Source organism: Clostridiales bacterium (genome assembly GCA_012512255.1).
Lineage (GTDB): Bacteria > Bacillota > Clostridia > Christensenellales > DUVY01 > DUVY01.
Genome location: JAAZDJ010000052.1, coordinates 1 through 22,985, shown reverse-complemented (window position 1 = coordinate 22,985; position 22,985 = coordinate 1). Strand labels below are relative to the sequence as shown.

Annotated in this window: 20 protein-coding genes and 1 tRNA gene; 13 read left to right on the top strand and 8 right to left on the bottom strand. The window is 41.4% G+C overall.

The genetic code is table 11. The features are described from left to right. The first annotated feature begins 143 nt into the window (after nucleotides 1-143). From radC to GX756_02705, 12 genes are all read left to right on the top strand, one after another. Nucleotides 144-911 carry a DNA repair protein RadC gene (gene radC / locus GX756_02760; protein NLC16778.1) on the top strand — a complete coding sequence of 256 codons (768 nt, stop codon included), beginning with the start codon at nucleotides 144-146 and terminating at the stop codon, nucleotides 909-911. Next, the gene (locus GX756_02755) at nucleotides 905-2,332 is read left to right on the top strand and encodes a glutamate--tRNA ligase (GenBank protein ID NLC16777.1); all 1,428 of its coding nucleotides are present in this window, start codon (nucleotides 905-907) and stop codon (nucleotides 2,330-2,332) included. Before radC ends, GX756_02755 begins: the two co-directional genes overlap by 7 nt. Before the next feature lie 156 nt (nucleotides 2,333-2,488). Then, nucleotides 2,489-2,565 (top strand) — tRNA-Arg (locus tag GX756_02750). Nucleotides 2,566-2,855: 290 nt separating this feature from the next. Next, a complete protein-coding gene (locus tag GX756_02745; GenBank protein NLC16776.1) occupies nucleotides 2,856-3,572 on the top strand; it encodes a response regulator transcription factor in 717 nt (238 codons plus the stop codon). Continuing rightward, nucleotides 3,569-4,855 (top strand): GHKL domain-containing protein, encoded by a 1,287-nt coding sequence (locus tag GX756_02740; GenBank protein NLC16775.1) that lies wholly within the window; start codon nucleotides 3,569-3,571, stop codon nucleotides 4,853-4,855. The genes GX756_02745 and GX756_02740 overlap by 4 nt, the downstream gene beginning before the upstream one ends. A 341-nt stretch (nucleotides 4,856-5,196) precedes the next feature. Beyond that, nucleotides 5,197-5,433 carry a hypothetical protein gene (locus GX756_02735; GenBank protein ID NLC16774.1) on the top strand — a complete coding sequence of 79 codons (237 nt, stop codon included), beginning with the start codon at nucleotides 5,197-5,199 and terminating at the stop codon, nucleotides 5,431-5,433. Nucleotides 5,434-5,604: 171 nt separating this feature from the next. Beyond that, nucleotides 5,605-6,045: a sodium:proton antiporter gene (locus GX756_02730; protein ID NLC16773.1), complete on the top strand. Its 441-nt coding sequence runs from the start codon at nucleotides 5,605-5,607 to the stop codon at nucleotides 6,043-6,045. Between the two features lie 163 nt (nucleotides 6,046-6,208). Beyond that, nucleotides 6,209-8,578, top strand: a complete 2,370-nt coding sequence (locus tag GX756_02725; protein ID NLC16772.1) for a glycoside hydrolase family 2 protein — start codon at nucleotides 6,209-6,211, stop codon at nucleotides 8,576-8,578. An 18-nt stretch (nucleotides 8,579-8,596) separates the two neighbouring features. After that, complete coding sequence (locus GX756_02720) at nucleotides 8,597-9,775, top strand: hypothetical protein (GenBank protein NLC16771.1); 1,179 nt, start codon at nucleotides 8,597-8,599, stop codon at nucleotides 9,773-9,775. A gap of 62 nt (nucleotides 9,776-9,837) precedes the next feature. Beyond that, complete coding sequence (locus tag GX756_02715) at nucleotides 9,838-11,340, top strand: family 43 glycosylhydrolase (GenBank protein ID NLC16770.1); 1,503 nt, start codon at nucleotides 9,838-9,840, stop codon at nucleotides 11,338-11,340. 189 nt (nucleotides 11,341-11,529) lie between these two features. After that, entirely contained in the window at nucleotides 11,530-12,816 is a 1,287-nt protein-coding gene (locus GX756_02710) for a LysM peptidoglycan-binding domain-containing protein (GenBank protein ID NLC16769.1), read from the top strand. A 376-nt stretch (nucleotides 12,817-13,192) separates the two neighbouring features. Continuing rightward, nucleotides 13,193-14,359: a hypothetical protein gene (locus tag GX756_02705; protein ID NLC16768.1), complete on the top strand. Its 1,167-nt coding sequence runs from the start codon at nucleotides 13,193-13,195 to the stop codon at nucleotides 14,357-14,359. Nucleotides 14,360-14,484: 125 nt separating this feature from the next. On the opposite strand, the gene GX756_02700 is transcribed toward GX756_02705, so the two are convergent. The 6 genes from GX756_02700 to GX756_02675 form a co-directional block, all read right to left on the bottom strand. Next, nucleotides 14,485-15,258, bottom strand: coding sequence for a metallophosphoesterase (locus GX756_02700; protein NLC16767.1), 774 nt, complete (start codon nucleotides 15,256-15,258; stop codon nucleotides 14,485-14,487). A 77-nt stretch (nucleotides 15,259-15,335) separates the two neighbouring features. Then, nucleotides 15,336-15,629, bottom strand: a complete 294-nt coding sequence (locus tag GX756_02695) for a hypothetical protein (GenBank protein NLC16766.1) — start codon at nucleotides 15,627-15,629, stop codon at nucleotides 15,336-15,338. A 96-nt stretch (nucleotides 15,630-15,725) separates the two neighbouring features. Continuing rightward, the gene (hprK, locus tag GX756_02690; GenBank protein ID NLC16765.1) at nucleotides 15,726-16,649 is read right to left on the bottom strand and encodes an HPr(Ser) kinase/phosphatase; all 924 of its coding nucleotides are present in this window, start codon (nucleotides 16,647-16,649) and stop codon (nucleotides 15,726-15,728) included. A gap of 3 nt (nucleotides 16,650-16,652) precedes the next feature. Next, a complete protein-coding gene (locus GX756_02685; GenBank protein NLC16764.1) occupies nucleotides 16,653-17,540 on the bottom strand; it encodes a Cof-type HAD-IIB family hydrolase in 888 nt (295 codons plus the stop codon). A gap of 32 nt (nucleotides 17,541-17,572) precedes the next feature. Then, entirely contained in the window at nucleotides 17,573-19,378 is a 1,806-nt protein-coding gene (uvrC, locus tag GX756_02680; protein ID NLC16763.1) for an excinuclease ABC subunit UvrC, read from the bottom strand. A gap of 167 nt (nucleotides 19,379-19,545) precedes the next feature. Further along, complete coding sequence (locus tag GX756_02675; GenBank protein NLC16762.1) at nucleotides 19,546-19,872, bottom strand: winged helix-turn-helix transcriptional regulator; 327 nt, start codon at nucleotides 19,870-19,872, stop codon at nucleotides 19,546-19,548. Between the two features lie 157 nt (nucleotides 19,873-20,029). Between GX756_02675 and GX756_02670 the strand changes: the two genes are divergently transcribed. Next, nucleotides 20,030-20,311: a hypothetical protein gene (locus GX756_02670; GenBank protein ID NLC16761.1), complete on the top strand. Its 282-nt coding sequence runs from the start codon at nucleotides 20,030-20,032 to the stop codon at nucleotides 20,309-20,311. A gap of 46 nt (nucleotides 20,312-20,357) precedes the next feature. Here the strand turns inward: GX756_02670 and GX756_02665 are convergent, their stop codons facing one another. Together GX756_02665 and GX756_02660 are read right to left on the bottom strand one after the other, a co-directional pair. After that, a complete protein-coding gene (locus GX756_02665; GenBank protein ID NLC16760.1) occupies nucleotides 20,358-22,064 on the bottom strand; it encodes a hypothetical protein in 1,707 nt (568 codons plus the stop codon). 110 nt (nucleotides 22,065-22,174) lie between these two features. Next, nucleotides 22,175-22,786, bottom strand: coding sequence for a hypothetical protein (locus tag GX756_02660; protein NLC16759.1), 612 nt, complete (start codon nucleotides 22,784-22,786; stop codon nucleotides 22,175-22,177). Between the last annotated feature and the right edge of the window lie 199 nt (nucleotides 22,787-22,985).

Sequence of the window (22,985 nt, the reverse complement as noted above, 5' to 3'; positions counted from 1 at the left end):
CGGTAAGTATTTTTAGCGCCTTGACAATAAAACATATTAATATTAATATTAATTAAATTACTGAATTTAATGATTTTTTTGTATTTTTACATTAATCTGTAAAAAACATTATACTATAACGGTAGTTAAGGGGGCAAGGATTTTTGAAAAAGGCCAAAGACCCGCATCCGCACGGCGGACACAGGCAACGGATGAGGGAGGAACTAAAAAATCTAGGCGCCGCCAGTTTTTATGACCATAAATTGCTTGAGATGTTTTTGTTCCCTTTCATTCCGAGAAAAGACACCAACGAGATAGCGCATAGGCTGCTGGACGCCTTTGGTTCTTTAAAAAATGTAATTTATGCCGATTGGAAAGAGCTGCATAAAATCAAAGGCATGACCGAGATAGCGGCCCTTAGCATTTCGCTCTTGCCCGAGATTATCAATAGGGTTAATTATCAATACGAGCTTGCCGCCGAAAGAATAGACAATTATTTGCAGGCCAAAAAAATAGCTTGCGCCACTTTGAGTCACAAGTCAAAAGAAGAAGTTATGATTGTTTGTTTGGACAGTTCGGGCAAAATAGTGCGAAAACGCATAATTTCGCAAGGCGGGCTTAAAGAAGCCTATGTCAACACGCGCAGCATAGCGGAAGAGGCGTTTAGGTTTTCGGCGGACAAAATATTGGTGGCGCATAATCATCCTTCGGGGCAACTAACCCCGTCCCAAAATGATTTAAAATTTACTCAAAATTTGGCGCTAGCGCTTGCGTATTTGGATATACTTTTGATAGACCATATTATAGTGGCGGGCAGCGAGGCTTACAGCTTCAAAAAAGCGGGAATAATCAGCAGCATTTTTGAAGACCACAAGCACAAACTGCCCCAAAAAATAATAGCCGATATTATTAAGGAGAACGATTTATGGTAAGAACAAGATTCGCGCCCAGCCCTACGGGCTATATGCACATAGGAAATTTGCGCACGGCGTTATACGCGTATTTATTCGCCAAAGCCAATAACGGCAAGTTTATTTTAAGGATAGAAGACACCGATACCGAAAGGACGATAGAAGGCGCTATTGACATTATATATAAGACGCTAAAGCAAGCGGGCATACAATACGACGAAGGGCCGGATATTGGCGGACCTTTTGGGCCTTATATTCAATCCCAGCGAAAAGACATATATAACCATTACGCGCACAAGCTTGTGGAAACGGGCGCGGCGTATTATTGTTTTTGTTCCAAAGAACGACTGGCCAAACTTCAAGAAAGCGGCGCGTCCAAATACGACAAATATTGCTTGCGCAATTATTCGCTTGAGCAAGCCCGGGCAAAGATAGCCGCGGGCGAGTCCTATGTTGTGCGTCAAAACATACCCGAACAAGGCGTATCATCATTCACGGATTTGGTCTTTGGCGAAATTTCGGTTGACTATAAAGACTTGGAAGACAATATTTTGCTAAAATCTGACGGCATGCCGACATATAATTTTGCCAATGTTATTGACGACCACCTGATGCAAATCAACTATGTCATAAGGGGCGTGGAATACCTGACATCAACCAACAAATATAACCTTATTTACGACGCTTTTGGCTGGGAGCGCCCTAATTATATCCATTTGCAGCCCATTATGAAAGACAGCGCCCGCAAGCTTTCCAAGCGCACGGGCGACGCCAGTTACGATGATTTTATCGCCAAAGGATATTTAAGCCAGGCCATTGTCAATTATATAGCGTTGCTTGGCTGGAACCCGAAAGATAACAGGGAAAAACTATCCATGCAAGAATTGATAGAAGCTTTTTCTATTGAAGGCATATCCAAGTCCCCGTCCATTTTTGACGAGCCCAAAATGCGCTGGCTCAACTCGCTGTATATAAAAGAAATGCCGCCGCAAGATTTTGCTAAAGCGTCCAAACCTTATTATGATGCGCTGGGACTAAAAGATAAATTTGATTACGCGGCGCTTGATGGGCTGTTGCAGTCAAGGGTGGAAATATTGTCCGATATACCCGAAAAACTAAAGTTTTTGAACGAATTTGACAATTTTGATTTGGGCTTATTCGTAAACAAAAAACTAAAAACCGACAAGGCGCTGGCAAAACAAATACTACCAAAGCTTATAAAAAGGCTTGAGCAAATAGAAACTTTTGATAACAGCGTTCTTTATGAAAACCTCAAGGACTTTGCGGCGGAGATTAACCTAAAAAGTAACGCGTTGTTTTGGATAATGCGCGTGGCTTTGACGGGCGCCCAAGTCACGCCCGGCGGCGCGACCGAGATGGCGGCACTTTTTGGCAAAGAGCGCTCGCTTAAAAGACTGCAAGCTTCATATAATAGACTTTAATGCTAAAAAAACGCCTATAAACTCCAAACACTAAAAAAAACGCTCATAAGTATTTAAATCTTAAAGCCTAAAAAAATAAAATATATATTTAATTATTGCTAATATTTACTTCTTGACAAAAAGGCAGCTATTGAACTATACTATAATAACGCTTAAGCACCCATAGCTCAACTGGATAGAGCGTTTGGCTACGGACCAAAAGGCTGGGGGTTCAAGTCCCTCTGGGTGTGCCAAAAAAGACGGTTTTTTTTTAAAAAACCGTCTTTTTTGATATAAACTTCTTAATAATATCGCGTTTTCTGTATTGCCTTTTTTTGATATTTAAGCTTAATATTCTATATTATTTTGATAATATCTTTATCTTAGGCTTCAAAATAAGGCATTCATAAAAACAATGCCGTTAGGATATAATATCTAAAGGCGGCCTTTTTATGCGCCGCTTTAGTTAGAATCAGTTTTTGTAAATATTGACTTTGACTGTTAAATTAGCTTATAATCTTAGAGAAAACTATTGAGGTGGGGTATGATAAATATTGCTATTGTCGAAGAGGACGATTCCGCGGCTTTCGTTTTGCGGGATTATTTGACATATTATCAAGAAAAAAACGATATTCAATTTGATATAAAAAGATTTAACGACGCGTTGTCTTTTTTGTCCGATCGCCGCGTTTTATACGATATTATCTTTATGGATATAGAGCTGCCCAATTTAAATGGCATGGACGCCGCGCTCAAGTTAAGAGAATTTGACAAAGAGTCCGTGCTAATCTTTGTGACCAATATGGCGCAATTCGCGGTAAAAGGATACGAAGCGGGCGCCTTGGATTTTATGGTAAAGCCGATTAATTATCAGGACTTTTCTTTAAAGATGGACAAAGCTATCAATATAGTAAAGACCAACGCCGAGATAGAATTAGTCATTAGGAAGGTGGACGGCTTTGTTAGATTATCCACCAAAAAGATAATATACATAGAAGTTACGGGTCATACACTCTGCTATCATACTACAGAGGGAGGTATCATAGCTTCGGGCTCTTTGTCTAAAATGGAAGACAAATTAAGACCGTATAACTTTATGAGGTGCAACAGTTGTTATTTGGTCAATCCAAAATACATAAAATCGGTTCAAAATTACGACTTATTAATGATTAACGGCGACGTTTTAAAAATCAGCCGTCCCAAAAAGAAACAATTTTTGACCGATTTAGCCAACTGGCTTGGACAGGGTAATTTTATATGAGTCAATTTTGGCAACATGTTATTACATTTTTTGAAAAAAACGGCTTTGCCTTTGAAATGTTGATATGCAACATTTTGTTTACGCGCGCGCTCCCTCGCCGCAAAAATTTTGTTTGGCGCGCGCTGGGCAGCTTTGTAGTTTTTTTGGGCGTGTGCATAGTCTGGAGTTTTTTTAATACCAGATATACATTTTGGGACATCCCAAAATACATTATGTTAGTGACTCTCGCTACTCTTAGTATTGTTTTTTGCTTTGATATAAAATTACGAATCGCTTGGTTTTGCGAAATCGGGGCTTTTGCCACTCAACACTTGGCGTTTAGGGTGGGCGAGCTGATTAATAGCGCGCTGATAATAAACTTTAATATGCAAGAAAGCAAATGTCTGTATGTGGCGACCCTTTCCGTTATGTATGCGTTATGTTACTTTTTCTTCGCACGCCATCTAAAAGAAAACGATTTAATTCGTTTTTACAATTACGAAATCATTTTGCTCTCCATGGCGTTAACGCTCATTTCGATAGTATTAGTACAATACCAATACACCAAGGATTATTCCGTGTATTTAATGCTTTCTTGTTATGACATAATAAGTTGCTTGCTTACTCTGAGCATACTATACATCATGTTAAAAAGGTCAAGCATGATGCAAGAAATGCAATTGCTAGAGCATATGCTACACCTCCAAAAACAACAATTGCAAACCAGCAAAGAAACCATAGATATTATTAACATAAAATGCCATGACTTAAAACATCAGCTCTCCCAATTAGAAGGACGGCTGAGCGAAAGCGAACTAAAAGAACTCAAAGACGCCATATCCATATACGATTTATCCGTAAAGACTGGCAATGATGTTTTGGATGTTATTTTGGCTGAAAAAAGCTTAAAATGCTGGCAAAACGCGATAAAACTCAATTGTATGGTTGACGGGGCGATTTTGTCGTTTATGCGTTCTTCGGATATATACTCTTTGTTTGGCAACGTCATAGATAACGCCATCGAAGCGGTGCAAAAGCTGGAAGACCCTGACAAAAGGGTTATAAGCCTTTCGGTAAAGCGCGCGATGAACATGGTTGTTATACATATAGAAAACTATTACAAAGGCATTTTACAATTTGAGGACGATTTGCCCAAAACTACCAAAAAAGACACAAGATACCACGGCTTTGGTCTGAAAAGCATAAAAATGATCAGTCAAAAATATCATGGCTTCGTATCTTTGGACACATCTAACAATATATTTAAACTCAATATTTTATTGCCGTTTAGGCAAGCTAATTGATTTTATTATACACAAAAAACCTAAGTTAAAACCGCTATGAACATAGCAGTTTTTTCAATTTACGCGTCTAAAGAGCCATTTTAGGAATTTGGTCTTGTATTTTTAAGGGTTTTTATTACCATAAATTATGAATTATACATAATGATTGCCCATAATACGAACAATATTTAGCGCGATAGGATGCAAAAGCTTTTTATCTTTGATTGCCCATATTAATAATTGATATGAAAACACATGGTAGCGATACCATTGTTCAAAAAACCAAAAAGGAAGAAAATAAAAGCCATATGTTTAAAAAACCTTGATTGTGGCGCGGCATAGCGCATGTAGCTGTGTTCTGTTTGGCGATAGTAATAACGCTTGCTGTCGTTATGGAGCAATACCGCGCCCCGATTGACACTTTGTTTAAGACCAGAAGTCAAAAAATCGTAACCGAAAAAACAGATGACGAAGAAGACATCTGGAATTACAAATCCAATTTCACTACGGCTAAAGAAGCGTATGAAGGGTTAAAAGAATTCGCGATCCGCGAATCCGAAGAGACTTATGTATTGCGCATTATACATTATACGCGCTAGCTAATAGCTTGGCGATGAACGGAATTAACTCCACATCGCGCGTAGTGCAACTAATGACCTGGTGGAGAGCCGCATACATCAGCTTAATCACTATCTTTGCTGTGATAACGCTGACTAGCTTGGCATTCTACGCGGTATGCCAGATTAAGCGCGCAAAGGAGGTAAAATAATATGTTAAATTGGATTAAAAAACAAACCGTAGCCTCCTGGGCTGTTTTAGCAAGCGCGGTTTTAGGTTTGGCAGGAGTAATAATATACCTTGTTACTTCTACCACAGGCTACCTAAAAGGCTTGCCTATGAATTCAGTCCCCGTAATATGCACATTTGTGGCTATAGCCATCGCAGCCGCGGTATTGGTTTTCGCGGGCAAAATCGACGATAGACTAATCGACCTAGCTGTTTTGGTAATCGACGGTCTATTAATAGCTAGCTTAATGTTGTTCGTTTTAGAGCGTATTACTCTTATAGCGGATGTTCACTTTATACCGGTTAACTATCCGCCCGCCGAAGAAGTTTCGCTGAATATCTCTATAGTCGGCTTTGTGTTCTACGCTCTATCGATAGTCGCGGCGATAGTAAGCGCTTTCGGCCGCAAATTCGTAAAAGACTAATCTAAAGCGGCATTTTAGAAAGTCCATAGTAACAGCTTCCTTTTTGGAAGCTGTTACTAACAGGACTTTGAATTAAGATTTTATATGTTTTGTTGTCATAGGCAAAAACATTGCTTACCGATTGGATGTAATTTTTCTATTATGAAATTAGACCGGTGAAAATATGCTGAAAATCAATTTTAACGATAATTGGTCGGTATACAAAAAAGACCAACCCGAGACAATTAAGAATGTTACGCTTCCGCACGACGCTATGATTTACGAGGAACGCTCGCAAGACAGTCTAGGCGGCAAGCATATAGCTTGGCATCGCGGAGGCGATTATGTATATGAAAAAACCTTTTTCGCGTCCCAAGAGCTTGAAAATCAAATAGTTGTGTTTGAGTTTGAGGGCGTTTATAAGGACGCGGAAGTTTATATAAACGATATCAAAGTTGCGTATAGACCTTACGGCTATACTAATTTTTATGTCGATTGCTCTAACCACCTAAAATTCAATCAAGACAATGTCATAAAAGTTATCGCCCATAACAGCGACCAGCCCAACAGCCGCTGGTATTCGGGCTCGGGCATTTATCGCCCCGTAAATATGTATGTTTTGCCTCAAAAGCATATTAAGTTAAACGGCGTAAAAATCAAGACTCTTGACTATAAAATGCCCAAGATAGAAATCACCGTGGAAACCAACGCGATGGGCAAGGTCGAAGTTCAGGTATTGGACGACCAAACCGTTTTATATTCTAGCCAAAAAAACGCCGACGGCAATAATCCTTTAAAAATAATAGCCGAACTACCTCAGGCCAGCCTTTGGGATATTGATAATCCTAAATTATATATCTGCAAGGTTAATTTCGAGGGCGACTCTTATCAAACTCGATTTGGCATAAGGACAATAGAATGCGACAGCCGCAACGGCTTTTTAATAAACGGCAAGCGGACCTTGTTGCTAGGAGCTTGCATTCACCACGACAACGGCTTATTGGGCGCTGCAGCGCATCCTTTTGCGGAATATCGCAAGATAAAACTTCTAAAAGAGGCGGGCTACAACGCCGTAAGGTCTGCTCATAACCCTTGCTCTAAAGCCTTACTCGACGCTTGCGACGAGTTGGGCGTGTTAGTTTTGGACGAATATGTGGATATGTGGTATATTCACAAGAATAAATACGACTATGCGGACAAAATGCTCGATTGGTGGCGGCAAGATTTAAAAGACATGGTGGATAAAGACTACAACCATCCAAGCGTGATAATGTATTCCATCGGTAACGAAGTTGCGGAAACGGGAGAGAAGCGAGGCATAGAGCTTTGCGAAAAAATGACTAAGTATCTAAAGAGCTTAGACTATCGCCCTGTCACTTGCGGAATTAATATATTCTTTAATTATTTATACTCTTTAGGCTTTGGCGTTTACTCGGACAAAAAGGCCGAAAAAGCCCTAAAACAAAAGAAGCACAAAGCCTTCGGCAGCGAGTTCTTTAATAACTTGGCGGGCAAACTTGGCGACAAAACCATGAAACTAGGAGCTACTTTAAGAGGCAGCGACCGCAAAACTCGCGAAGCTTTCAAAAGACTGGATGTAGCCGGATACAACTATGGAATTCTGAGATATAAAAAGGACTTCAAAAAATATCCCGACAGAGTGATTTTGGGCACCGAAACTTTTTGCAAGGACGCCGGGCTGTTTTACGATTTAGCCAAAAAGCATCCCGCTTTGATAGGCGATTTTGTTTGGGCTGGAATGGACTATTTGGGCGAAGTGGGAATAGGCGCGTGGGTGCATCAATGCCACGCCAAAGATTTTTCTTACGGCGTAGGCTGGATGAGCGCGGGTTCGGGGCGTTTGGATCTTACAGGCAAGCCGACCGCCGAGACTGCTTACACAAAGGTAGCGTTTGAGCAAGACAACATCAGAATAGCGGCTCAGCCTGTTCATTGTTCAGGGATAAAAACTTCGCCGTCGGCGTGGAAAATGAGCGGCGCTATTGAAAGCTGGAACTATCCGGGCTATGAGGGCAAAAAGACTATCGTTGAAGTATATAGCCGCGCGCCTAAGGTAGCGCTTTATCTAAACGATAAAAAAATAGGCGAAAAAAGACCTAACAAAAACTATGTGGCATACTTTAAGACAAAATATTATTCGGGCGTATTGACCGCGATAGGCTTAGACCAAGACGGAAACGAATTATATCGCACTTCTTTACATAGCGGCGACGAGCAAACAATTTTGCGCTTAGAACCCGAGCAAGGCCAAATCACGCAAAAAGACCTCGCTTATGTAAGGGTGAGGTTTACTGACAGCAACGGTTTGTTAAAGCCCTATGTTCATAATAGCGTCAATCTGCTTGTGGAAAACGGGACTTTGCTTGCTTTCGGCAATGGTTGCCCTTTTAACGAACGCGGGTATCTTACGGATACCGCCGAGACTTATTTCGGCGAAGCGCTCGCGATTATACGTCCGAATGAAAAGGGAACAATCTCGGTTTTTGGGGGAAGCGAATTAGGAACCGCCAAAACTGAAATTAAGGTTTTGTAAAAGCTGTTTTTAACAAAAATGAACAAAAACAATCAATTAAAAGAACAAAAGATAAAACAAAAGAGAGTAAAAGCCGATAGAGCCAGAGAAGAAGCCAAAAACCATTTGTTGTCAAAGACATGGTTTTCAGATTGGATGCCGGCGTTAACCAATGTCTTAGGCTTCTTCTCGGGGCTTTTCGGCGCAATTATGGTTTTTCTGCCTTACGCGACCAATGATGGCGTTAGTTTAAATTTGATTTCAAACCCGTCAATTATATTGTTGATTGCCAGCGTTCTTCCAATAATAGTTATGATTATATCTATGTTATTGCCGAAATATAATTGTTTTGCCCAAATAGTATTTGGCTTAATATCGTTATTTAGCGCGGCGGCGTTTTTGGCGATTCCTATATTAAAAGGGAAAATATCAATATTTTCCGTTGTTGCCGCTTTTTTATATGCGCTTGCGGCCAGCTTTTCGTTGACGGCGTCCATTAGGGCGACTTTAATAGACCCCAAAAACGAACAAGGCTATGTGGTTTCATTCAAAAATTTTGTCAAATCATACAAAAATTTTGGCTTAGGCGTATATTATTGGTGGCATCGTCATTATAAAATAGCCGAGTTTATCCGCTACTTTATGGTAGGCAATTTTATCACTATAATCCAATTCATTATATTGCCGCTATTGCAGTTTATATTCAAACAGACTAATTTAATAAATACAGATTTTCACTTTATTGGCCCGATAGGCAGCGCCCAAAAGGTAGCCAAGGTATTATCGGACGGCACAAAAATTTATGACCCTTATTATGTGTTTAACTTTACGGGCGGTCAAGTGGGCGAATATGTCCATCGCTCTATGAACGGGGTTTCGGGGCTCTATTTAGGGCATGGAGGACTTGCTTATTTTTTGGCGATGTTTATTACTTTGGTAATCGCGCAAGTATTGACATTTATTATGCAAAGAAATATCGCGTTTAAGTCCGATGGCGATATTCCGCGCGCAGTGTTTTGGTTTGTTATCGCCACTGTCGTCATTACGCTAGGGCAAAATGTGCTTTATGCTCTGTATCAGCCTTGGATATATGGCCTGTTGGGCGATACTATGGGCGGGGTATTTGCTTCGTTCTTGCAGGCGTTGATCTCGTTCTGGGTATTTTATCCAATTTTTAAGGTTATTTTTCCGCGCTCGCAAAAAGCGCATAAAAACTAGAAACATCATGAAGATTATAGTATAATAAATATAAATAATATGTAAATAACAAGGAAAACATTATGAAACAGGCGTTTAACCCGTTTTTGCCAAGTTACGAATACATCCCCGACGGCGAGCCGCACATTTTTGGCGACAGGGTGTATCTTTATGGATCGCACGATAAATTTAACGGCCTTAGTTTTTGTCTAAACGACTATGTTTGCTGGTCGGCGCCTGTTGACAATCTTGCCGATTGGCGTTACGAGGGCGTTATTTTTCGCCGCGTTCAAGACCCAAACGGCAAAAAACGGACTATCCTAAGAGGTTTGGCCGCGCCCGATGTTTGTCAAGGTTTGGACGGTCGCTATTATCTGTATTATTTTTTACTTGGTTATAGCAGAATATCGGTGGCTGTTTGCGACACTCCCGCTGGCAAGTATGAGTTTTTGGGCCATGTTAAATACCCCGACGGGACGCCGCTGGGCGCAAAAGGCGAGCCCTTGCAATTTGACCCGGGAATTTTTATTGACGACGACAACAAAATATATCTTTATACCGGCTTTGGACAAACCAATCCGCCTTTTATACTAACTTGGGGACACAAACCGAGCAAACACGGCGCAATGGGCTTTGAACTGGAAGAGGACATGCTTACGATAAAGCAAGGGCCTTGCTACATCGGCATAAAAGGAAAGACCGAATCGGCGGGCACGCCGTATGAAAACCATGAATTTTTTGAAGCCAGCTCAATGCGAAAATTTCAAGGCAAGTATTATTTCATTTATTCCTCGTATCAAGGGCACGAATTATGCTGGGCGGTAAGCGACAAGCCCTTAAGCGGTTTTGAATATGGCGGGACTCTTGTCAGCAACGGCGACATAGGCATTGACGGCAGAACCCAAAAACAAGCGCTGAATTACACAGGGAACACTCACGGCAGCGCGATAGAGATAAAAGGCAAATATTATGTTTTTTATCATCGCCAAACCAACAAAAATCAATTCAGCCGCCAAGCTTGCGCCGAGGAAATAGAGTTTATAAACGGCGCTTTTATGCAAGCGGAAATGACCTCATGCGGGCTAAACGGCAAGGCTTTGGAGGGCATTGGCAAATATCCCGCCTATATCGCCTGTAATTTATTTTCCAAAAAGGGCGCTTATTGGTATGGCGCAGTCAAAAGATTTAAGCCAATCCATCCGTATTTTACCCAAGACGGCGGCGATAGGGAAAGCGGTCCCGACCAATATATAGCCAATTTTTGCGACGGGGCGTCCGCGGGGTTTAAATATTTTGAATTTAAAGATACAAAAAGCGTTACGGTAGAGTTACGGGGCAAAGCAAAAGGCGTTATGGAAGTATTTGCATTAAGCCCGTCAAATAAAAGCGGTGTATCCTCGTTTTCTGAGTTTATAGCGCCCTACGGGCAAGCCCGCCCCTGCGCTGTCATACCTATTTGTTCAACCAAAAACAAAACCCAAAGATTTGAGGGTTTATTTGAAGAAAAACCCCAAGGCAAAAAATCATTATATTTTAGATTCAAAGGAAAAGGTCGATTTGATTTTATTTCTTTTGAATTAGGATAATCATTTTGTTTGGCTTGTTTTAAGCAATCACCTAAATATTATTTTTAACAACCAAAATATTAGATTTTTCATTATTTTTACTGTTATGGCGATAATTTTTAATTAGGCTTTGTTGATTAGGCTATTTGTATAATTGCAATTTTCTACGCATAAAATTAACTAATATTAAATAAAAGAAGGTAAGAATAAATGCAAATTTATACGATTCAAAGGGGCGATACGCTTTTTGCGATAGCGCGGACTTTTAATTCTTCGGTCAGCGATATTGTCAGCGCCAACCGCATTCCCGACCCCGAACGGCTCGTCGTAGGCCAAACCATAGTTATTCCAATAACGGGCAGATATTATTTTGTGCAGCCGGGCGACAGCCTTTGGGCTATCGGACGCAGATTTGGCATAAATTATCTTGCGCTTGCTGAGATTAACCGCATCAATCCGTCCGCTCCGCTGCCCGTAGGGCTTAGATTATATATCCCGCCCTTCCCTAAGGTAAGCGTTGAGGTCAACGCCTACGCCGAACCTATAGGCGACGCGCCAAGCCCATTATTGCTGGCGGACACAGCGGAAGCCGCGCCTAGATTGACCTATCTTGCGGCATTTAGTTATCGGGTTAACCGCGACGGGACTTTAAACGCCCCGCCCATTCAAGGCATTCCCCAAATCGCAATGAGAAATGGCAACGCGCTTATGATGACGGTTACCAATATAGAACAGGGGCGTTTTAGCGGCGAGCTGGGGCGCGCCATAATTGAAAGCGTGGCTGTTCAGGATTTGCTGTTAGAGAATATTATCAATGAAGCAAGACGCCTAAATTATCGGGATATACATTTTGATTTTGAGTTCTTGCCCGTGGATTTGAGGGATCTTTATACTGAATTTTTGCGCCGAGCGACCAATAGGCTTCACGCCGAAGGCTTTTTGGTCTCTGCCGCGCTTGCGCCCAAAACCAGCGCCGAGCAAGCAGGGCAATGGTACGAAGCGCATGACTACGGCGCGATTGGGCAGATAGTGGATTTTGTGGTCATTATGACTTATGAATGGGGCTATTCTGGCAGTCCGCCCATGGCTGTTTCGCCCATAGACAAAGTGGAACAAGTGCTTAGATACGCGTTAACCGAAATACCGGCCAACAAAATTTTGATGGGGCAAAATCTTTACGGCTATGACTGGACATTGCCCTTTGTGCCGGGCGGGCCGTTTGCCCGCGCCATAAGCCCCCAAACAGCCATATTATTGGCAAGGGACAACAACGCCGAGATACTTTTTGACCCCGTCGCGCAGGCGCCTCATTTAAATTATTTTGATTCCCAAGGACAAGAACACGAAGTTTGGTTTGAGGACGCACGCAGCATACAAGCTAAGTTTGACTTAATAAAAGAATTGGGTTTGCGCGGCATCAGTTATTGGAAGCTGGGGCTTCCCTTTCCTCAAAACTGGCTGTTGATAGATGAAAACTTTAATGTCGTAAAAAGATAAAAAAAACAATACGGCGCGTTAAGATTAGCGCGCCGTATCTAAAATAATTTAAGAAATGACAGCCTTTTTAGATATCATTTCTGTTTTCGTTCTTGTTCTGGTTTTTGTTCCTGTTTTGGTTTTTGTTTTGGTTCTTGTTTTGGTTCTTGTTTTGGTTTCTGTTTTGGTTGCATCTTTGGTTTTTGTCAGGCATGATAATTTCTCCTTTTGTTTTTTCGCGCGGATTTTTTCCTCGCGATGCTATTGTTTGCAAAAAATCCTATTATAAACCTAGCAATATTAACCAAGAAATTTTAATTAGTTTTTAATCTAATTTCTATATTTTTTTAATAGTTTATATGATATACTCTAACTAATCTAAAGGGGGTTTATTTTTATGAAAAAAGGCGGATGTTGTTTGGTATCATTGATAATGATACTGGTGTTGCTTGGCGGAACGGTTGCCGCGGGATATTTTGGCGGCAATTATTTGATGCAAAAGTATATAGGCGATGAAGGCGAATGGATGCAATTAGGTATTAATAATTGGGGGGACTTGATTGACTTTTTGTCGGGCGTAAAAAATATATTTACAGAGGAGCCCGAGATTGACGACGCCGACATACCCAGCGAACAAAACCTAAATTTAGTCAAGAGCGAACTAGAAAGTTCTATAATGGGATACGACCCTGAGACGCAATTATTTGATATTGAAAACATAGTGTTTAAGAGGCCGTTAAGGCTCACGGGCGGGCAGCTGGCGGCGCTAATCCAAGAAGAGCTTTCTTCCCAAGAAGAAAGCAATGAGCTGGAATTTAGGATAGCCCAAGTCAAGCTTGAGGTAGAGCCTGACGGCGAGAGCTATTGCGTTATCACTTTCACTATGGTAATTGACAAAGAAGTTGTGGAAGAGCCTATAAAAGAGAATTTGGGCTTTTTTGGAGACATGCTTCTTAGCGGAATGTCGGACATTTATATTACCAGTGTTAACAAATACATTATTGACCCTGATAACCCGGGCAAAATGATTGTTGACGACAGTTATGGAGACAACGATTTGTTCTTGGGCAGCGGAGACAGCTCGGCTATCAATGAACAAATTATAGGTTTGATGGTATCTTTGTTTGAGGCGAGCAGCAAAGAAGAGCTCAACGCCAATTTTGGCTCGGTAGTTTCAGAAGCCGTCAATAATATAGGTCATGTGTCGTTTGATTATGACCAAGGCGTAAGCTATTTGGTGTTTGACAATCCTTATAACAACGATTTGATTTACCAGCTAATTGATATTGCCGAGCTTGATATAAGCCAATATGAAGAACTGGAAGCCGAAGATGTCGCGGCGCTTGCCCAAATCAAAGACGATATCAATCAACTTTTGGGCGTATTGGCCTCCACGCCATTGGACGAAGAAACAACGCCCAACATATCCGATGTCCAAAACGCCGTAAACAATGTGGAAAACGAATTTAATGATTTTAACGACGCCTATCAAAGCGATCCGCACGCGGTAGATTTGACAAACTTGCAAAACGCCGTTGACGCTTTAAAGGCTTTGTTTGATTAATTGTTTTTTCTAAAACTCGCTAATCAATAGCCTATAAAATCGCCAAAGAATTGAAATGCACCCCAAATGCGTCTAACTTTTGGGGTGCATATCAGAAATAAGCGGCTTTTTTATAAGCCGCTTTTTTATGATTTGGGCTTTAAGGTTATAACAATAACATGCGGAGGGTTGTTTATCCGCCAAGGGAATTGGCTGTCGCCAAGACCTCTGTTTACTATCATTGACACGCCGTTTTTTAACCGATACAGCCCCGAAGTATAGCGCGGAAAAATTCCTTGCCCCGGCGCGTAAAGCCCGCCGACAAACGGCAGCCTTACCTGCCCGCCGTGCGCGTGCCCGCTCAAAACCAAATCCGCTCCGCTGTTTTGGTAAGCGTCAATTAGATGCGGCTTGTGCGTTAACATCAGCCTAAAGCCCTTGGCCTTATCGCAAAGCGCGGTTATAGTGTTATTAAAAGCTTCTTTATTTTTGAAAAAACTCGCGTCCCTGACGCCTATTACGCTCAAAACTTTGTTGTTTATAGTTATTTCTTCTATGCGGTTGTCCAATACCTTTGCGCCCGCGTTAACCAACCGGTCTTTTATGAAATTATATTGTTTTGAGTAATATTCATGGTTTCCGCTCGTAAAGAACACAGGCGCGACCTTGACGGCTTCTTTTATGTATCGCAAAGTCTTGTCAAATCTTCCTCTGTTGAGTATGTCGCCCGTTATGGCTATAAGGTCGGGGTTGTTTTCTTGGGTTATTTCAATTAATATGGATTGATTAAGCTCAAATTCTTTGTTATGTAAATCCGACAAGTGCAATATCCTAAAGCCGTCAAATTCTTGTTCTACTGACCTATGCTCAAAATCAATTCTTGTTATCTTAGGTTTTTTATATGTCAACTTGTTATTCATAATTTTACAATAATAAAATTTAGCCGCCTAAAAATCGGCCAAAAAAAAGATTTTTTAAAAAAACTAAGATAAAAACGCTATTTAGATGTTCTTCTGTTAATAATTTCGGTAAGGGCGAACAAGCCCGCTCCTATAAGAACATATATTATTAACCTCTCAAAGAAAAGTAAAGCCGAACCCAAAACGGCGCTTGAAATAATAGACAAAATAACGCCGATTATCAACGATGTATAAATTATCAGTCTTAACACCATCACTTTCCGACAAGCCGAAAAAGTAACGGCGTATAAAAAGTTTATTAAAGATGTTTTAAAGCTAGCCTTGGGAGTAGAATCGCCTTTGGTAATTTCTTCGGCAATATTATTGGACATTAGTCAGCCTCCAATTAATAATAATAATATAATAATATTATCTCTGGCCAATAAAAATGATTAAAATTGACGAATTTTGTTGATTAGGATATTTTTTTAGTTGTCGCCTTTCATAAGGCGGGTGTTAAGCTCGTCAAGCGCCGAAAAGCCCATTGACTTTAGGCGATGGTCTCTTGCCGCGACTTCCAATATCACCGCAAGGTTGCGCCCGGGCCGCACGGGAACCAAAATTTTGGGGAGGCTATAGCCCAAAATCTCTATGTTTTGCGTTAACCCTAATCTATCGTAATCTTTGTTATCGTCCCACCTTTCAAGCTCTATGACCATGTCTATTACTTTGGTAATCTTAACCGCGCCCACGCCATACATATTGCGCACGTCTATTATGCCTATGCCTCTTACTTCTATTAGGTATCTTATATTCTCGGGCGCGGAGCCTATCAGCCTGTCGTGAACGCGCTTTATTATAACCGCATCGTCGGCCACGAGCCTATGCCCTCTCTGGATAAGCTCCAGAGCGTTTTCAGACTTGCCTATGCCGCTGGCGCCCGTAATCAGCACGCCCACGCCATACATATCCATCAAGACGCCGTGCATCGTGATTGTGGGAGCCAATAATTCGTTAAGATAGGCGACAAGGTCGTTAAATATGAATGTCGTGCGCTTAGCCGACCTTAAAAGCGGTATTTGGTGTTTTTGGGCAAGTTCTACCATCTCGCCCATAGGCTCTAGATTGGTGCTTATTATAAGACAGGGCAAAGGATATGAAAAATACTTATCCAAGCTCTGATAGCGTTGCTCGTCCGTCAGGCTTTTTAGATAAGCAAACTCCATTTCGCCCATTATTTGAACGCGGTCCGCGCCAAAATGCGTATAAAAGCCCGTAAGCTGAATGCCCGGACGGTTGATATTAATCGTGCTTAAGGTTATGTATTCTTTGCCTTGATAGATTATTTCCAGATCCAAAATCTTGGCAAACTCGGTTGTTTTGACCCTTTCTATTATCCTTTCATATTTCATCGCCTATGCCTCGTTTAATATAAATTTTTCAATCGCGCGAGCGACGCCGTCGGCGTTATTTGAGGCCGTGATATATTTTGCGACTGTCTTGACTCTAGGGTCGGCGTTTTGCACGGCTACGCCCATGCCCGCCCTTTTTACCATTGTGTAATCGTTAAGGCTATCGCCTACCGCCAAAACATCCTTCATAGTATAGCTTTTGGATTTTATGACTTGCTCTATCGCCTTGTCTTTGCCCGCTTTGGTTGAAATGCATTCCAAAAGGTGCGCGCTTGAGGTGTTGAATATCGCGCGGGGCGGGTTTTTGAACTCTTGCGAAGGGTCGTTATAATCAATACCTCCGCCAAATTTATCCAAAAAATGCCGCATTTGGCCCTCCAATTGGTCGGCTTCTAGCATCATCAAAAGCTTATGGCAAGAATGCTTGCCGTCTTTTAGCTTTCGGGTCAGAAATTCCAATAAATCGCCAACCAACTCAAAATCAATGCGCAAAAAATCAACATACGCTCTAGTCCAAGGCATTTCTTTTTCAACATACAATGTGTCGTCCAAATATCCGTGGATATAAATATCGCGCGCCCTAGCCTCGCTAATCACATCGGTAATTACATCCAAATCCAGCGAGTTGTCAAACAAAACTTTATCGGATATGGCGGTTTTGACCAAAGCGCCTTGATAGCTTATTACGGGCGTATCCAGCTCGCCCAGTCCCGCGTCTTCTAGGCGGTTTACTATGGCCCGGTGCATTCGTCCCGTCGCCACCAAAAACAAACCGCCCAATGAGATAAATTCTTTGATTACATCTTGCGTGTATTGGCTAATTGTGTCGTCGCTTCTTAAAAGCGTTCCGTCAAAATCAGAAGCTACTACAGGATATTTTAGTTTTAACATACCACCGTTAATTATACCATATACCCATTTTCTTAGCCATGAAAATAGTCGTAGATTTTTCTGGCTGTGGAATCTGAGATGCCTTTTACTTGTTTTAGGCTCTGTATATCGGCTTTTTTTATGTTTTCAATGCTCAAAAAATGCTTATAAAGGTTTTGCGCCAGCTTTTTGCCTATTCCTTGAATATTGACAAGCTCGCTTACTATGTTTTTTTCCCTAAGGCTCTTATGATAGCTCAGCGCAAACCTATGCGCTTCGTCCCTTATCCTTTGAAGCAGCTTTAGCTCCCAGCTGCTTTTGTCCAGTCTTATGGGCTCAGACCGCCCTACCAAATAGATTTCATCTTCCTTTTCGGCAAGCCCGATTAATTCAATATCAAATTCCGCCTTTTGCATAGCGTCGTATGCCGACGAGACTTGACCTTTGCCCCCGTCAATCACTATCAAATCGGGCATAACGCCAAACCTTTGGTCGTCGTTTTTTAGCCTTTCAAGACGTCTTGTAATAACTTCATAAATGGACTTATAGTCGTCGGCGCCTTCCACGGTCTTTATCTTAAAGCGTCTATATTTGGATTTGTCAGGCTCGCCGCCTATAAAAACCGCCATGGATGCGACTTTGTCTACGCCGCTTATATTGCTGATATCGTAACATTCCATTATGTGCGGCTTGCGCTTAAGTCCTAATATTTGTTGCAAATTCACGACTGCGCCCTTGGTCATGTCTTGCTTGATTTTTTCGCGCCCGGCGTAGTTTTGCAAATAGTCCTCGGCGTTAATAAATGCGTTGTCCAATAACTGTTTCCTTACGCCCTGTTTGGGGACCAAAAACTGCGCGTCCTTTTTGTGTTTGGACCAAATCCATTCTTTCAAGCCCTCGCAGTTATCGGGCATGCAAGGCACGATTATTTCTTCAGCCGGGTTTCTTGTGCCGTTGTAATATTGCAGCAAAAACGAAGAAAGCATTTCTTCCGGGCTCAAAGTAACGTCAATAACGGGAAAATTCTCGGCGCCCGACATCTTGCCCGCCCTTACTATTAACGCGCTTATTACGCTCAAAGACGGATTGGAAGCAAACCCGAAAATATCCAAATTGGTTGTTTTGGGCAACGAGGTGATAATGCGCTGTTTCATCTTCTCAAGCATTTGTAGCTTGTCGCGGTATGATATCGCCGCCTCAAACTTTTGCTCGCTTGCCGCCTGCGTCATCCTTTCGCGCAAAATCTCTTCTATATGGTTGTCCTTGCCCGATAAAAAGGCTATGACTTTGTCTATTTGCTTGCAGTATTCCTCGGGGCTTATACGCTCGGTGCAAGGTCCGCTGCAAAGCCCGATATGGTAATTAAGGCATTCGCGGTGGCCGCGGCTAAACCGCTTGTAATTGCAAGTTCTTACCAAATACGCCCCGCTTATAAGCTCAACCATTTCGCGGATAGCCACGCCAAAATACGGCCCAAAATATTTAGCGCCGTCCGCCTTTAGCTTTCGCGTTATCTCTATTGAGGGATATTTTTGTCTAGTGTCTATTCTTATATAAGGTCGGGACTTGTCGTCTTTTAATAAAATATTATATGGGGGCTTGTGCTTTTTGATTAAATTGGCCTCCAAAGCCAAAGCGTCCAGTTCGCTTGAGGCTATAATATAAGAGAAATCGGCAATCTTGGCGACCATATTCATTACTTTTTCGGTTTGGTTGCCGCTTTGATGAAAATACTGCCTGACCCTGTTTTTCAAAACCTTGGCTTTTCCGATATACAAAATCTGCATATCGGAGTCATACATTATATAAACTCCGGGTTTTTCGGGAAGAAGTTTTAATTTCTGTTCCAAATTTTTCACAGTAATTAATTATACAAAACATCTCTAAACTTGACAACCCAAGACCGAAACAAAAAAAGCCCAAAAAATCGGGCTATAGGGTAAATTTTTATATATTTATATTTTCTTTACTGCTTAACGATATTAAAACAATTTAAGCGCGCTCGCCATGCTCACTAAAACGCTTTTTAATATCCCAAATGCTCCACGCCGCTTAACATAACCTCGTTGACGCAGTCGCTAGCAAGGCTGTAAAACACCACCCTGCCTTGGCGGCGGCTTCTGACAATGCCGTTTTTTCGCAAATTCCTAAGCTGGTGCGAGATTGTGGTTTGGTTTATCTTTAATAGCGCGGACAAGTCGCTTACGCACATCTCGGCTATGGCAAGCGCCGAAATCATCTTTATGCGCGTGATATCGGCAAAAACGCTAAAGAAGTCGGCTAGCCCTTCTATAACATTTTCGGGCGGCATAAAGTTGATAATATGATTTTGTAACCGCTTGTCTATCAGCATATTAAGCCCCGCGTTAAAAAAATAATGCATATTGTTTTATATGTGTTTATATACATATTATATACTCAAAATTTCGGGAGCTATCAAAAATCGGGACACTTATTTTGTCTAAAAAAGACATAATATAAAAAATATCATTAAAAAAAGAGGATTTTATATGACCGACTCTAAAGATATTTTTATTTTGCTGCTTATGATATTATTTTTAGCCAATCAAAACGCCTGCTGCGACCGTGACCGCGACTGCGACCGTTTTGACGACGATTTTGACGATGACGATAGATTTTGTAATCTAAACGATTTAATATTAATTATGCTGATATTGTTCACCCTAAGCGGCGACTCGTTTTGCCATGGGGATAGAGACCGCGACCGCGACAGAGGCAGGGTGGCGGACTTTAACTGCGCAAGACGGGGCATGAATTGCCGAAATAATTAAAAAAACCGCATCCAAAAAAATGCGGTTTTTTTATATCAAAAATTTTTTATAAATTATATTCTATTCCCATTCCTATGCAATTTTTTATCGTTCCGCTCGGATAATAATAGGCAATATAGTGCTTGCGAGCATGATTGGACTTGATATCAAATCCGCCTGAAAATATGCAATTCTCTATTATAGGCAAATTATCGTCGTTTAAAACAGCCGCTATTCCGCCTACTGTGATTGGCTGATACATATTGTTTTGGACGATCTTGCCGCCGCTTTGCGCGTTAATGATTTGGCCGCTCATAATTGCGGCGATGCCGCCTATGTAGGTGGCGATATTGTCCGCAATAATCCGCCCTTGGTTTTGGCAATTTAAAATTTGTCCTTGGCCAAGCGAAACAATCCCCGCCACATATTTGTCAGAGCCCCAACCAGTCTTGTGGACTAATCCAAGGTTTTTTGAGTTTATAATATTGCCGTTTAGCTCGTAAGCTATGCCGCTGGCGTGGCCGCCCGCGGTCTTTACATACCCGTTGTTTTGGCTGCCAATAATATTGCCAATAATCTTATGAACAAGTCCCGAAGCTTTTTGGTTGTTGCCTGTTATAATGCCGTGGTTTTGGGTATTGGTCAGGTTGCCTTCTATATAATCGGCGATGCCTGCGCATGAATTGTAGCTGCTGATAGCGCCGTAATTTTGGCTACCATCCACATCGCCTTTTACGATATAAGCTATGCCAAACGCCTCATGACCGTCTATATCCGCGCGGTTTATACATCTTAATATAATGCCTTTTTGGGTTTGACCGCCAGCTTCGGCGCTTTCCACCTCATAGGCTATGCCTACCGATTGCGCGCTTGAGGCGTAAATTTGAGGATTAATATGGGACGAGCCGTTTTCGCAATCAACTATCTCGCCGCCTATAACTTTTATAGCTATACCGGCGGCGCCCTTGTTGGCGAAAACATTGCCTAGGTTTTGGGATTTTCTGATAGAGCCCCAAACCTCGCCGGCAATGCCGGCGGCTTTTGAGTCTTTGGATTCTATTTTGCCGTAGTTCTTACAGTTAATAATTTTGCCTTTTACGCTGTTAGCGAAGCCGCTGGCGTAACCGTTAGCCGTAACATTTCCGTAATTGACGCTTTTTATAATCGCCCCTTCTAAGCGCTCCACAAAACCCGCCGAGGATTGGGTATTGTCATATGAAGAAACATTAAGAAAATTAGCGCAATTATATATAACGCCTTTGCTTGTCAAAGACGAAGCGAATACCGCGACTTTGGGATGGTTGCCGGCGTTTCCTTTATAAATATTAAAATCAACTATCGCCCCGGAAAAAACGCCCAATAATCCGCTGGACGCGTCTTGGGAGTTAATATTAAATTTGAAATAAAGATCTTTGCCGTCTATATAAGCGTCCAAGGGCTCGTCTTGCGTGCCCTTTATCAAATTAATGCTATTCAAATCAATGGGATGTTTTTGCGTGCCCCATTTTTCTTCGCCCTGAAACACATAATTATAGCCCGACTGGATAACCACGTCGTCCTTATTTTGCTTGGTGATGATTATAGTTTCCCTATTGGACGGGGGGACGGGCCTGTCTGAGATTTTGCCCCATCCGCCAAAAAGCGCGCTAAAATCGCCCTGGGTTATTAGGGCATAACTTGTAAAACTCATTAAGCCTAAAACAATCAAGCAAACGGTTATCGCCAAAGGCTTAAAGACTAAATTGCGCTTTTTGCTTAGTTCTTCTTTAATCATCCTAATTTACCAAAACAGCCAAATAACCCAAAGATTATCCGGCTGTTAATTTCACATAAAGATTTGGCTTGGTGTAATTTTTTAAATAAAATCTTTGATTTATTTAGCGTTTATGCCTCAAGCTTTTTGGCTACTATGGTAAGACTATATGTAAACTCAGCATTGTTATAATCAAGATCCGCTTGTGGCTTATTGTCAAGCAAAACAACATAAGTTATGCTTTCGCCCGTTTTTAACAAATCGTTGTTAACGACAGGGTTCATGATTGTGTAATAATCGCCAAATGCTTGGCTGGAAGCAAAATTAACAACCTCTACACAGGCGTCAGCATAAGCTGTTCCGCCTGCCGCGACATTGGGGTTGGAAATAGTGATTACAAACTTATAATCGTAAACAGGATTTAGCACAGGCTTAGTAAAAATGCCGTAGTTGGTCAAATCTTGAACATCCACTACTTGCTTTACTATCTCGTCGCCTTGTTTTTCTATAATTCCTTTTTCATCGGCTGTTATTGAAAACTGCAAAGCCTCTACTTCCCCGGCGCATTCAAAAAACTCAATTTTCACATCAATATCGGCGTTGCCGCTGATTGTCAAAATGCCGTCATAATCCAAAGACGAGCTGTTTTGCGTTAAAGCGAAAGTCGCAAAACCTAGCGTTGCCGCTATTACGATAATTGACATGAGAATTGAAATTATTCTCATCTTTCTGCTCATTTTCATAAATTCTATCTCCTTTTTTATCTAAAAAATTTTATATTTTTTAAAATTTTCTCAGTGGAAGATTGTAAAATAAAGTGCAACGGGTAAAAAAAGATTCATAGTGAACCTTTATCTTTGTATAATAAGTTTGTAACACAAGATTATACAAAAGGAAAAGGCACTATGAATCAAGGACATTATAGCACAAAAAAGAGGAAGT

Bases quoted from the DNA above. Each gene is read 5' to 3' on its own strand.
- GX756_02755 (NLC16777.1), top strand. From the start codon at position 905: ATGGTAAGAACAAGATTCGCGCCCAGCCCTACGGGCTATATGCACATA.
- GX756_02745 (NLC16776.1), top strand. From the start codon at position 2,856: ATGATAAATATTGCTATTGTCGAAGAGGACGATTCCGCGGCTTTCGTT.
- GX756_02740 (NLC16775.1), top strand. From the start codon at position 3,569: ATGAGTCAATTTTGGCAACATGTTATTACATTTTTTGAAAAAAACGGC.
- GX756_02730 (NLC16773.1), top strand. From the start codon at position 5,605: ATGTTAAATTGGATTAAAAAACAAACCGTAGCCTCCTGGGCTGTTTTA.
- GX756_02725 (NLC16772.1), top strand. From the start codon at position 6,209: ATGCTGAAAATCAATTTTAACGATAATTGGTCGGTATACAAAAAAGAC.
- GX756_02720 (NLC16771.1), top strand. From the start codon at position 8,597: ATGAACAAAAACAATCAATTAAAAGAACAAAAGATAAAACAAAAGAGA.
- GX756_02715 (NLC16770.1), top strand. From the start codon at position 9,838: ATGAAACAGGCGTTTAACCCGTTTTTGCCAAGTTACGAATACATCCCC.
- GX756_02710 (NLC16769.1), top strand. From the start codon at position 11,530: ATGCAAATTTATACGATTCAAAGGGGCGATACGCTTTTTGCGATAGCG.
- GX756_02705 (NLC16768.1), top strand. From the start codon at position 13,193: ATGAAAAAAGGCGGATGTTGTTTGGTATCATTGATAATGATACTGGTG.
- GX756_02700 (NLC16767.1), bottom strand. From the start codon at position 15,258: ATGAATAACAAGTTGACATATAAAAAACCTAAGATAACAAGAATTGAT.
- GX756_02695 (NLC16766.1), bottom strand. From the start codon at position 15,629: ATGTCCAATAATATTGCCGAAGAAATTACCAAAGGCGATTCTACTCCC.
- hprK (NLC16765.1), bottom strand. From the start codon at position 16,649: ATGAAATATGAAAGGATAATAGAAAGGGTCAAAACAACCGAGTTTGCC.
- GX756_02685 (NLC16764.1), bottom strand. From the start codon at position 17,540: ATGTTAAAACTAAAATATCCTGTAGTAGCTTCTGATTTTGACGGAACG.
- GX756_02675 (NLC16762.1), bottom strand. From the start codon at position 19,872: ATGCTGATAGACAAGCGGTTACAAAATCATATTATCAACTTTATGCCG.
- GX756_02670 (NLC16761.1), top strand. From the start codon at position 20,030: ATGACCGACTCTAAAGATATTTTTATTTTGCTGCTTATGATATTATTT.
- GX756_02665 (NLC16760.1), bottom strand. From the start codon at position 22,064: ATGATTAAAGAAGAACTAAGCAAAAAGCGCAATTTAGTCTTTAAGCCT.
- GX756_02660 (NLC16759.1), bottom strand. From the start codon at position 22,786: ATGAAAATGAGCAGAAAGATGAGAATAATTTCAATTCTCATGTCAATT.